This window comes from Gallibacter intestinalis (genome assembly GCF_014982745.1).
In the GTDB taxonomy this organism is placed as follows: domain Bacteria; phylum Bacillota; class Clostridia; order Peptostreptococcales; family Anaerovoracaceae; genus Gallibacter; species Gallibacter intestinalis.
In genome coordinates this window covers 46,823-58,166 of sequence record NZ_JADCKA010000010.1, presented here as the reverse complement: position 1 = coordinate 58,166, position 11,344 = coordinate 46,823, and the positions used below count along the sequence as shown (strand labels likewise).

The following is an 11,344-nucleotide window of genomic DNA, read 5'->3' as shown; positions in this document are numbered from 1 at the left end:
GCAGTATTTAAGAAATATTGTAACTAAACCGATACCAATTATGAACTAAAGCCACCTCTAAAGTTTTATGTGGGAAAAAGAAAAAGCCCAATCTCGAAATTGAGACTGGGTCTTTGTCTACGGTCTGTGCAATGTGCATTTTTTGCACATTGCTTTCTTTAATGAGTTCACCTTCTTTAAAAACATTGTTAACATGTCTTGTAATTACTGTCCTATCTACACCAAACAATTCTGTCATTTGAGACTGCGAAAGCCACACCGTTTCTTTTTCAACAGGGACCTCTAGTTTAATTGTATTGTCTTCAGTTTCAAAAATTACAAGTTCTTTCTTTTCATTCATTTCCTATTCACATCCTTTTCTTTATTATATAAATCACTAACTTCGTTTTTGGGTTCATTATAAGTCAGATTTTCCGAGTAGTAAATGTAAATTTTGTTGGCAGAATTGTTGGTGAACAAATAGTTTTTTCTCACCCACTCCGTGGGTTCTCTTCCCATTCCATTGTTATACTAAAAAAAACAGGCACTCGCCTGTCTTTTTTACTATGGCGGAGGACAACGTTCGCTTAGCTCTCTCCGACTCGTGCTGTCGCACTCCCTGCTGTCGCATTTCGTTGCAGCTCTAACTCCTATCGTCGTTTTCGCTGACGAAATCCGCATGGGACTTTCTCTCCCACTCCGTGGGTTCTCGCCCCATCCCATTGTTATACTAAAAAAGACAGGCTTATCACCTGTCTTTTTTACTATGGCGGAGGACATGGGACTCGAACCCACGGGGCTGTTACACCTTACTCCCTTTCCAGGGGAGCTCCTTAGCCACTCGGTCAATCCTCCGTATCGCTATCTGTTTAGCATATTCACTTTTGCTGAACAAATGATAATATACCATAAAAATCGTCACTTCTCAAGGGGAAATTATGTATTTGCCCTCTGTTTTTTTGCAGTAAGGCGCTTCCATCTCCATCTGGTCATAACGCTAACTCGTATATCTCTTTTCTGGCCTATGAGCTCCGAATATGCACCTTCCACAGTAGTCCTGTATTTAAAGCCGCATTTTTCTTGGACTCTGGCTGACTTTGCATTTCCGGTAAAAGAGCCGCACCATATCTTTTTAAGGCCAAGATTTTCAAAGCCATAGCGAAGCATTTCCTCGACCGCTTCAGGTATAAGGCCATGTCCCCAATAAGGCACACCTATCCAGTAGCCGATTTCCGCTTCAGTTTCTGGAATACGAAAATTGCTGCGTGAGCCTATCATAAGACCGATGCTTCCCACAGGTTCGCCCGTTTCTTTAAGCACTACGGCGTAGGTTTCCGGCGCGGAAAGCACATCCTTTATTATTTCTCTACTGTTTTCTACGCTGGTATGGGGAGGCCAATCGGCTATTGGCCCCACATCCGGACTTTTAGCGTACTTGTACAGCGTTGGAGCATCCTCTTCATTCCAAGGTCTCAGTATAAGTCGTTTTGTTTCTAATTGTCTTTGCTTTTTATATTCCATATCATTTCTCACTTAAATTTTCGATTGTTTCTTCTTTGGTTTTCAGTCTTCCCAGGAAAGGGATTATCAGACTCAAAGCTACTATCATGGCGCCTAGGTCTGCAATAGGAGTTGCCCACACTATACCCTTCACTCCTGCCAGATGATTAAGCAGGAACATAAACGGAATATCCAGTCCGCCTTTTCTCAGCAGCGACAATATGCCAGGCTCAAGCTTTTTACCAACCGCCTGAAACATCGTAATCGACAGCATTGTTACTGCGATACACGGGCCTGTAATGCATATTATCCTCTGAAACAGCCTTCCGTATTCCACGGTCTGCGGATCGTTTATAAATGCCTGAACAATCGGGCCTGCGCAGGTAAACAGCAGCACTGATGTAATTATTGCCACAACAAAACTCAGCACGAAGTCCACCTTAAAGGCAGCCTTCATGCGCTTATAATTTCCCGCAGAATAGTTATAGGCTATCAGCGGCAGCACGCCCTGGGACATGCCCGTGGAAATGGCAAAGGTCATCATATCTATCTTCTTTGCAACGCCTATGCCTGCCAGTGCGGTATTTGCGTATTCTGCCATCAGCTTGTTTATAACAACATTTGAAAGAACTCCCATGAGGTTCATCAGACAGCTTGGTAAACCCACCAAAAGCACTTCCTTTGGTATACCCCTTGCTAAGGAATAATTTTTAGGATTAAAGGATATATCTGTTCCTTTACCTTTAAAGCAGATAAATACTATAAAATACATGGTAGCGATAACATTGGAAAGCATTGTAGCTACCGCTGCTCCGGCAATCTCCATTCCAAGAGGAAAGATAAATATCGGGTCCAAAATTATATTTAAAACTCCACCTAAAGCGACACCGAAGCTAGCTTGAGCCGAATGGCCCTCTGCCCTCACCAGATGCGCCAGCGTCTGATTTAAAACCGTCGGGACAGCTCCCACAACGATTGTCCAAAACAGATACTTTCGGCAAAACTCATAGGTCTGAGCATCCGCCCCTGCAACAGGAAGCAGCACTGACTCGGATAAAGCCAATATTATGCCATATACAAAGGCTGTAGCTGCAGCTGTCCAGATGCTGAATGCTGCTGTTTTCCTAGCTTTTTCTACATTTCCTACGCCCAGACTTCTTGCCATAAGGCTGGAACCACCTATACCAAAGAGGTTTGCCATGCCTGTCAGGAATATGAACATCGGCATACACAAAGAAACAGCCGCCACCTGATTTGGGTCTCCTATCTGACCGATAAAAAAGGTGTCTGCCATATTGTATATTACCGTAATCAGCTGGCTTATAACCGTCGGAACAACAAGAGACAGTACTGCACGGCTGACCGGAGCTTCTTCAAACAGGTATTCCTCTCTGGTTTTCAATTTCATCGCCTCCCCAAACGATGTCTTTATTTAATTCTATGCCTGACACAATCCCCTGTCAAACCTCGCCCACAGCAAAATAAAAACCGGGCAAAAACGTTTTCGTATCTGCCCGATTATATGCTTCTAAAAGGCTTTAATATTATCTCGATTATCTTGCCTATGAGCCTACAGACAATCCTTTACGGCCTGAGCCATCTGATCTATGTCAAGAACTCCCGTATGGAGCACAGGCTTTTTATCAAGATCCTTAAGTCCTGAAGGTACAGGTACTCCTGTCGCCTCGTTTACTTCCCTTACATATTCAAAGCCGTCCTTGCACTCTGCTAGGCCTATAGCCTTCGCCACGCTATCAGCAAACTTATATGGGCTTGCTGTGGAAGCGATTACTGCAGGAATTTTGTCTCCGGTGGCATTTTTGTAATCCTCATAAACCTTATATGCTACTGCCGTATGGGTATCCATCAGATAGCCGGCTTCCTTATATACCTTTCCGATGGTTTCGTTTGTTTCCTCCACTGTGGCAAATCCGCCGTAGAACACCTTGAGACCTTCCTTAATCTTATCGCTAACCTCATAGACCTTCTTGCCGTCAAGGTCTTCCATAAGAGCCTTTATCTGCTCTCCGTCATCGCCACTCAGATGGTAGAGCAGCCTTTCCAGATTGCTGGAAATAAGTATGTCCATGGAAGGAGAATTTGTCAGATGGAATTCCCTTCTTATATCGTAAACTCCTGTGTTGATAAAGTCTGTCAGCACTTTGTTTTCATTTGAAGCGCATATAAATCTGTTTACAGGTATTCCCATTTTATACGCGTAATACGCCGCCAGAATATTGCCGAAGTTTCCTGTAGGCACCACTACATTCATCGGCTCGCCGTTTTTAATGGCTCCTCTTTCCACCAACTTTATATATGCATATACATAGTAGGCAACCTGCGGCACAAGTCTTCCGATATTTATGGAATTAGCGCTAGAAAGCTTAACCCCCTTTGCTGCCAGCTCCTCTGCGATTTTATCGTCGTTAAATATAGCCTTAACTCCGCTCTGGGCGTTATCGAAGTTGCCATTAATGGCAAATACATGGGTGTTGGCGCCTTCCTGGCTGACCATCTGTCTTTCCTGAACCTCCGAAACACCTTCGTTAGGATAAAAGACTATTATTTCAGTTCCTTCCACATCTGCAAAGCCCTCCAGTGCAGCCTTGCCTGTATCGCCGGAAGTGGCTGTAAGAATGCAAATTTTATGGTCTTCCTTTTCCTTTTTAATCGCAGTCGTAAGCAGATATGGCAGGATTGAAAGGGCCATATCCTTAAATGCTGCCGTTCTGCCGTGATAAAGTTCTAGGAAATGTGTGTCCGCTGCATCAACTAGAGGCACAACATCCTCTGCCTCGAACTTTCCGTCATAGGCTCCGTCAACGCAATGTTTCATTTCCGTATCGGTATAATCAGGGAAAAAGGCTTTCATAACCCGAAAGGCAATCTCTTTATATGTCTTTCCCTGCATGTCCTCTATCTTAAAAGGCAGCTGCGGAAAGCTATCAGGAACATAAAGGCCCTTGTCTTCGGCCAGTCCTGCTATTATTGCCTCAGGCGCTGTCTTTGTATATATGCTTCCTCTTGTGCTCTTATACTTCATTTTGCTTCTCCATATTAACATTTGCTGTATCTTTCAGAATATTTTTATTATATCAACAGCCCCTGTATTCCGTCAATGTAGGTAACCGGACTTTTATCCCATTCATTAAATTTACTTTTCCCTTATACCGTTATATACTTTAAGCAGATAGCATATGGAGGTATAAAAAATGGAATATAAAAGAATAGATAACACTATCATTGCCCGCATCGACAGAGATGAAAGCATAGCCGAAAAGATACAGAAAATAGCTACGGCAGAAAACATTAAAACTGCGCAGGTGTCCGGTATCGGTGCTGCCAGTCATCTTGAAATTGGTTGTTATCAGGTTTCTGAAAAGCAGTATATTAAGCATGTCTACGACGGTGATTTTGAAATCACATCGTTATTAGGCAATATATCTCAAAAGGACGGAGAATTCTATTTACATCTTCACATAAATGCCGCAGACGAAAAAGGCACCGCCTATGCCGGTCACTTTAATGAAGGCATAATTGGCGGTACCTGCGAACTGTTTATAAATATTATAGATACTACCGTTGAAAGGCAGTATGATGATGAAACGGGACTAAATGTATTCAAATTTTAAAAGGGAGCCTTTATCAACTCCCTCTTTTTTTACATATCTTTTTGAACTTCCTTTATCGCCTGCTGCAGCTGCGCATCATTTGTATCCTCTGCACTCGTCCTTGTATCTTCTACAGTTACATCAGGCTCAATACCCTTCTCATGAATTTCTCGATCCTTCGGCGAAAAATATTCAGAAACCGTCAGCTTCACTCCGCTTCCATCAGACAGTGGGAAGAGCTGCTGAACAATACCTTTGCCAAAAGTCTTTGTGCCCACTATGCTGCCCAAATCATAATCCTGGATGGCTGCGGTAAAGATTTCCGACGCGCTGGCGGTATATCCATTGACTAGCAATGCTAGCGGCTTGTCGAAATAATGCTCGGCATCGGAGTCTTCCTCTTTGACATTGCCATTTTTATCCTTGGTGTAAACAATCTTACCTTCTGGAAGCAGCTGATCCAATATCTCACAGGTAGTTGTCACTACTCCGCCAGTATTGTCTCTAAGGTCTATTACAAGGCCTTCCATGCCCTGCTTTTCAAGTTTTTTAAACACCTCTTCAAACTGATTGTAAGTTTCATTGGTAAATTCGCTTATTTTAATATATGCGATACCGTCGCTCATCATCTTACCTGTAACAGTCTGAACTGTTATCTTTTCTCTTTTTACGGATTTAGTGTATTCCTCTCCGTTTTCTCCTTTAGTGAAAGTGAGCTTAACTTCTGTACCTTCCTCGCCTTTTATATTGGATGTTACGGCATTGAGATCTTTACCACTGACTTCTTCGCCGTTGACTTTAACCAGTATATCTCCCTGGGATATACCTGCCTTTTCCGCCGGAGAATCCTCATATACATTATTTACACTTATCTGCCCCGTATTCATATCCTGTGTGAACACCACACCGATACCGTAAAACTCACCGCTGATTGTGCTGTCCTGAAATGCGGCAAATTCCTCCGGAGTATAATAAACGGAATATTTATCTCCCAGTCCTGAGATATATCCTTTGTATGTTCCTTCCAAGAGATTATCCTCGTCCACATCGTCGGCATAGAGGAACTGACTTTCCACCAGGTTTTCCAGAGCATTCATCTTACTGTCCTCATCCATTCCAGAAGGCCAGAAATGTATACCTCCTGCCACAAGAGCAGTTGCTACAATGCCTAGAACAAACCCTTTCCAGAAGTTTTTATTGCGTGGCTTTTTCTCTTCCATAATCCTATCCTTTAATTAAAATTTCGTAATATCATATGGTGTATTCTGATATACGTAATAGTTAAGCCAGTTGGCAAAGAGCAGGCTGCCGCAGCCTCTCCATGTTATAACGGGCTCTTTTTCCGGATTATCATCCGGGAAGTAATTTTTTGGAATTGCAATATCGATGCCCTTGTTTACATCACGAAAATACTCCTGAGCCAAGGTATCTCTGTCGTATTCGTGATGACCCATAACATAGATTTCCCTGCCGTTTTCCGTGGAAATGATATGAGGTCCAACTTCATCGGATTCTGCTAAAATACGCAGTTCAGGGCACTTTAAGATTTCCTCCTTCGGAACCTCTGTATTTCTGCTGTGTGGTGCGTAAAACACTTCGTCAAAGCCTCTCATAAGCGGATTGTGAGGTCTTGTAACATTCATTGGAAATACTCCAAAAACCTTGTGGTCGAGAATCTTCTTCTGCAGCCCATGGTTGTAATAAAGTCCCGCCTGAGCGCCCCAGCAGATGAACATACGGCTATATACATTTTCTTTGCTGTATTCCATCAGCTCCTTAAATTCATCCCAATAGTCCACTTCCTCAAACTCAAAAAACTCCACTGGCGCTCCGGTAATTATCATGCCGTCAAATCTCTTCTTTTTTATCTCCTCAAGGGTCGTATAAAATGACTCCATGTGATCTTCAGACACATGCTGAGATTCGTGGCTTTCCATGCGCACCAAAGTCAGGTTAACCTGCAAAGGCGTATTTGACAACGCCCTTGCAAGCTGGGTTTCTGTGGCTATTTTTGTCGGCATCAGATTCACTATGGCGATTTCCAGAGGACGAATATCCTGAGTTACCGCCCTGCCTTCTTTCATAGTGAATATGTTTTCCTCCTGCAGTTTTTCGGCCGCAGGCAGTCCGTTAGGTATTATTACCGGCATTTTTTGCTCCTTCTTTTACTCAAATTTATCTAACTCAAATATTCTGTGTATATCCTATTTTACTTTTTCCAAAGCCTGTGCAAAGTCAGCTTCAATATCTTCGTAGCTTTCGCATCCCACGGAAACTCTTATAAGCTCAGGTCTTATGCCTCCTTTAATCTGGTCTTCTTCGCTGAGCTGTCTGTGAGTTGTGCTGGCAGGATGCAGAACGCTTGTCCTGATGTCTCCCACATGAACTACGATGCTGGCAAGCTCAAGGTTTTCCAAAAATTCCTCGCCGGCTTTTCTGCCGCCCTTAACGCCAAAGGAAAGTACACCGCTGGCACCCTTTGGAAGGTACTTTTTAGCCAGTTCATAATGCTTGTTTCCTTCAAGACCCGGATAGATCACCCAGTCAACTTTAGGATGGTTTTCCAGGAATTTTGCCAGCTTGTATGCATTTTCACTGTGTCTTTCCATTCTCAGCGGAAGTGTATCAAGGCCCTGGAAAGTGAGCCATGCGTTCATCGGGCTCATTGTGCAGCCTAAGTCACGGAGCATCTGCGCTCTCAGCTTTGTGCAGAAAGCTGTGTTTCCGAATTTTTCATAGAATTTAAGTCCGTGATAGCTTTCGTCCGGTTCTACCATTCCCGGGAATTTATCAGCGTATTTATTCCAGTCAAAGTTGCCGCCTTCCACAACCATTCCGCCTACGGAAGTTGCATGACCGTCCGCCCACTTAGTTGTACTGTGTGTTACGATGTCAGCACCGTGCTCCAGCGGTCTGCAAAGGTATGGAGAAGCCAAAGTATTATCAACTACCAGAGGTACTCCCGCTTCCTTTGCAAGGGTTGAAAACTTTTCAAAATCAAGCACGCACAGTGCAGGATTTCCTAAAGACTCTGCAAAGAGAGCCTTTGTATTAGGCTTAAATGCCTTTCTTATCTCTTCAATAGGTGCGTCCTGATCCACAAATGTTGTTTCGATACCCATCTTTTTGAGAGTAACATTAAACAGATTGTGAGTTCCGCCGTAAATTGCTGATGAACTTACGATATGATCTCCGCACTGGCATATATTAAGCATTGTTATCAGATTCGCCGCCTGGCCTGCGGAAGTTGCTATACCTGCAGTACCGCCTTCCAGCTTTGCCATCTTTTCCTCAAGGGCGCTTACAGTAGGGCTTCCCAGTCTGGAATACATGAAATCTGCGCTTTCCAGGTCAAAGAGCTTAGCCACATCTTCGCCGTTGTAATATCTGTAAGTTGTATTCTGCACGATAGGCAGCACCTGAGGCTGTCCGCTTTCCGCTTTATATCCTGCATGAATGCATTCGGTTTCGAATCTGTAATCCTTCATTTTGTCCTCCATTCTGCGCTTATAGCACAATTTCTGTCCGTTTTGCTCTGTCAAAAAAATACAATTTGATAACTGCCATTATACCATACCATCGACCTCTAATCTATAAAAGAATAGATTAGAAATCATATCCAGATGATATAAATTCAAATTAAGAAGTTAATTTAAGACCGATTATTCCCACTAAAAGCACCAGCGCAAAAAACAGTCTTGCAGGATTTGCCGATTCGTTAAAGGCTATAATCCCTACTATAACCGCTCCCAGCGCCCCAATTCCCGTCCATATGGCATAGGCTGTGCCTAAAGGCAAGCTCTTCGTCGCCTGAGCAAGAAAGGCAAAACTTAAAATCATCCCAAGTACTGTTATAATTGTGAATTTCATAATTGTAAACCCTTCGGAAAGCTTCATGCTCACCGACCATACAACCTCAAAAATTCCTGCTATCATTAAGTATATCCACTGCATGATTTAACCTCCTTTGCCTGCCATTAATTTATCATTATAAAGCAACAGGCGACCCGTTATCGAGCCGCCTATTCCGTTAGTTTGATTCTAAGTCTGTTATATTATTAGGATGATAATTATAAACTATTTTGTGTAGTTGTCGAAGTATCCCTGGATGTAAATGATCGGTGTACCCTTGTCTCCGGAACCTGAAGTCAGGTCGCACAGGGAGCCGATAAGGTCTGTGAGTCTTCTTGGAGTAGTTCCCTGAGCCACCATGCTGTCTCCCAGGTTTTCGTCCTTGTTTCTGATGTAGTCAGAGATTGCTTCCTTAAGCTCTTCTCCGCTGAGATCCGCAAAATCGTTGTCAGCAAGATACTTAAGCTTAACTTCGTTTGGAGTTCCCTCAAGTCCCTTTGTGTATCCAGGAGATACAACAGGGTCAGCAAGCTCCCAGATCTTTCCTATAGGATCCTTGAAAGCACCGTCACCGTAAACCATTACTTCAACAGTTTTGCCTGTGGCATTCTTGATGTTTTCCTGAATCTTGTAAACGAACTGAGTGCAGTCGTTAGGGAAAAGCTTGATAGTTTCCTCAGTTGCCTTGTTTGAACCAAGCAGACCATACTTTGTGCAGTATCCGCTGCCGTCAACGCTTTCTGTAAGAATCTGATCAAGACCATAAATCTTTTCTGCGCCTGCTTCTGCCAGAAGTCTCTTTGTTCTAGCTCTTGTATGAATATCGCAGTTAAGAACATTCTTTGTGTATTTAACAATTGCCTTAGGGCTGTTTGCAAAAATGATTTCCGCTTCAGCGCCTTCTTCTTCTATGATGCTCTTGTAGTATGAAACGTAATCCATTCCTGTAAACGGATGCTTTGATTTACCGAAAGCCTTTTCAAATTCTGCTTCAGAAAGCACATCGCTGTAAGGATTGATGCCGGCTTTGTCAACCAGGTCGATGTCAAGCAGATGATTTCCCACTTCATCGCTAGGATAGCTGAGCATAAGAATGATTTTCTTTGCTCCTCTTGCTATACCTCTCAGGCAGATAGCAAATCTGTTTCTGCTGAGGATAGGGAAGATTACACCAACTTCCTCTCCGCCAAACTTGTTTCTAATGTCTGCCGCAATCTGATCAACATTTGCGTAGTTACCCTGAACTCTTGCTACGATGGATTCTGTAATACCAACAACGTCTCTGTCGCCAATTACAAATTCTCCTGCCTTTTCAGCACCGAGAATCACATCAGTAACGATTTTTTCCAGGTCATCTCCTTCTCTGATGATTGGAGCCCTCAGGCCTCTTGATACAGTACCGATTACTCTTTCCATTTCCAAGTCTCCTTTTATATTCCTTATGGATAAACAATTCATATCAATTTAAGTACATTGAAACAACACATAGATTATATGTTATATGATAGCAGATAGCAATATAAACCGTTGTCAGATTGATATTATCTATAGGTTTCAGGCTGTCCTATAGACGCCCTAGGTGTTATACTTATGCCATTGCGGAGGTATATGAAATGAAATTTTATGTTATAGACACTTTTTCGTCGGCTTCCTTCGGAGGAAACCCTGCCGGCGTAATCATAATAGACGAGGGAAAGGACTTCCCAAACATCGATACCATGCTGGAAATGGTAAGCGATAATGGCTTTTCTGAAACGGTTTTTGTAAAGCAACTTTCCGATAAAGAGTTTCATCTTAGATATTTTAAAAACTCCTGCGAAGTGGATATGTGCGGTCATGCTACTATCGCAGCATACACAGCGCTCATGCGTGAAGAAGTCGTAACGGACGGCACATATATCAACATATCCCAAGCAGGCACCATGGAAATCTATATTTCTGAAGACTTTGTGACAATGCAGATGCCTGTTCCCGGAGCTGAAGGCGACTTTATAGACAGCCCGGAGCTAATTGATAGCATCTACAGCCGCATGAGCCTAAAATACGAAAAGGTTGTTACGGAAAGTCCTTCCAAGATGATGTCTGGTCATCTGCCCCCGATACTGGCAACGGCTCTACCGGATATAACGATGCCTGTTTTAAGCGGTGATGTGATGTCCCTTATCGCACCGGAGCTGCAACTGATGTCAGAAGATCTTGATATTGATTTAGAAATTCACGAAAACAACAATCCCGAAGAAGCCAAACGGCCTTCTCGCCTAATCGGTAAAACCGAGGAAGTCAACGGTATGGTAAATGTTCATATAGGCGGTGCCGGCATCGTACTGGCAGAAGGAAATATATTCGCATAAAAAAATTACAGTGACTTAAATAAATTTTTAACAAACCTATTGCATACAATA

The 11,344-nt window shown here is 43.0% G+C and carries 11 protein-coding genes and 1 tRNA gene; 2 read left to right on the top strand and 10 right to left on the bottom strand.

Annotated features, from left to right (window positions below; all coding sequences use genetic code 11):
- Positions 1-7 precede the first annotated feature (7 nt).
- The 5 genes from INF20_RS06380 to thrC form a co-directional block, all read right to left on the bottom strand.
- Positions 8-340 (bottom strand): hypothetical protein, encoded by a 333-nt coding sequence (locus tag INF20_RS06380; RefSeq protein WP_226385543.1) that lies wholly within the window; start codon positions 338-340, stop codon positions 8-10.
- A 406-nt stretch (positions 341-746) separates the two neighbouring features.
- Positions 747-834, bottom strand: a tRNA-Ser gene (locus INF20_RS06375).
- Between the two features lie 81 nt (positions 835-915).
- The gene (locus tag INF20_RS06370; RefSeq protein WP_226385542.1) at positions 916-1,500 is read right to left on the bottom strand and encodes a GNAT family N-acetyltransferase; all 585 of its coding nucleotides are present in this window, start codon (positions 1,498-1,500) and stop codon (positions 916-918) included.
- Position 1,501: 1 nt separating this feature from the next.
- Positions 1,502-2,881: an MATE family efflux transporter gene (locus INF20_RS06365; protein WP_226385541.1), complete on the bottom strand. Its 1,380-nt coding sequence runs from the start codon at positions 2,879-2,881 to the stop codon at positions 1,502-1,504.
- A gap of 168 nt (positions 2,882-3,049) precedes the next feature.
- Positions 3,050-4,522, bottom strand: a complete 1,473-nt coding sequence (thrC, locus tag INF20_RS06360) for a threonine synthase (RefSeq protein ID WP_226385540.1) — start codon at positions 4,520-4,522, stop codon at positions 3,050-3,052.
- Between the two features lie 169 nt (positions 4,523-4,691).
- Between thrC and INF20_RS06355 the strand changes: the two genes are divergently transcribed.
- Entirely contained in the window at positions 4,692-5,111 is a 420-nt protein-coding gene (locus tag INF20_RS06355; RefSeq protein WP_226385539.1) for a PPC domain-containing DNA-binding protein, read from the top strand.
- A 29-nt stretch (positions 5,112-5,140) separates the two neighbouring features.
- Here the strand turns inward: INF20_RS06355 and INF20_RS06350 are convergent, their stop codons facing one another.
- The 5 genes from INF20_RS06350 to INF20_RS06330 form a co-directional block, all read right to left on the bottom strand.
- The gene (locus tag INF20_RS06350; protein WP_226385538.1) at positions 5,141-6,310 is read right to left on the bottom strand and encodes a S41 family peptidase; all 1,170 of its coding nucleotides are present in this window, start codon (positions 6,308-6,310) and stop codon (positions 5,141-5,143) included.
- A gap of 15 nt (positions 6,311-6,325) precedes the next feature.
- Positions 6,326-7,240, bottom strand: coding sequence for a homoserine O-acetyltransferase MetA (gene metA / locus INF20_RS06345; RefSeq protein WP_226385537.1), 915 nt, complete (start codon positions 7,238-7,240; stop codon positions 6,326-6,328).
- A 54-nt stretch (positions 7,241-7,294) separates the two neighbouring features.
- The gene (locus INF20_RS06340; RefSeq protein ID WP_226385536.1) at positions 7,295-8,578 is read right to left on the bottom strand and encodes an O-acetylhomoserine aminocarboxypropyltransferase/cysteine synthase family protein; all 1,284 of its coding nucleotides are present in this window, start codon (positions 8,576-8,578) and stop codon (positions 7,295-7,297) included.
- A 151-nt stretch (positions 8,579-8,729) separates the two neighbouring features.
- Entirely contained in the window at positions 8,730-9,044 is a 315-nt protein-coding gene (locus INF20_RS06335) for a DMT family transporter (protein WP_226385535.1), read from the bottom strand.
- A gap of 123 nt (positions 9,045-9,167) precedes the next feature.
- A complete protein-coding gene (locus tag INF20_RS06330; protein WP_226385534.1) occupies positions 9,168-10,358 on the bottom strand; it encodes a coenzyme F420-0:L-glutamate ligase in 1,191 nt (396 codons plus the stop codon).
- 197 nt (positions 10,359-10,555) lie between these two features.
- Here INF20_RS06330 and INF20_RS06325 point away from each other — a divergent pair, with 197 nt between their 5' ends.
- Positions 10,556-11,293, top strand: coding sequence for a PhzF family phenazine biosynthesis isomerase (locus INF20_RS06325; protein ID WP_226385533.1), 738 nt, complete (start codon positions 10,556-10,558; stop codon positions 11,291-11,293).
- Positions 11,294-11,344 lie beyond the last annotated feature (51 nt).

Coding starts and splice junctions, on each gene's coding strand:
- INF20_RS06380 (WP_226385543.1), bottom strand. CDS start 340: ATGAATGAAAAGAAAGAACTTGTAATTTTTGAAACTGAAGACAATACA.
- INF20_RS06370 (WP_226385542.1), bottom strand. CDS start 1,500: ATGGAATATAAAAAGCAAAGACAATTAGAAACAAAACGACTTATACTG.
- thrC (WP_226385540.1), bottom strand. CDS start 4,522: ATGAAGTATAAGAGCACAAGAGGAAGCATATATACAAAGACAGCGCCT.
- INF20_RS06355 (WP_226385539.1), top strand. CDS start 4,692: ATGGAATATAAAAGAATAGATAACACTATCATTGCCCGCATCGACAGA.
- INF20_RS06350 (WP_226385538.1), bottom strand. CDS start 6,310: ATGGAAGAGAAAAAGCCACGCAATAAAAACTTCTGGAAAGGGTTTGTT.
- metA (WP_226385537.1), bottom strand. CDS start 7,240: ATGCCGGTAATAATACCTAACGGACTGCCTGCGGCCGAAAAACTGCAG.
- INF20_RS06340 (WP_226385536.1), bottom strand. CDS start 8,578: ATGAAGGATTACAGATTCGAAACCGAATGCATTCATGCAGGATATAAA.
- INF20_RS06335 (WP_226385535.1), bottom strand. CDS start 9,044: ATGCAGTGGATATACTTAATGATAGCAGGAATTTTTGAGGTTGTATGG.
- INF20_RS06330 (WP_226385534.1), bottom strand. CDS start 10,358: ATGGAAAGAGTAATCGGTACTGTATCAAGAGGCCTGAGGGCTCCAATC.
- INF20_RS06325 (WP_226385533.1), top strand. CDS start 10,556: ATGAAATTTTATGTTATAGACACTTTTTCGTCGGCTTCCTTCGGAGGA.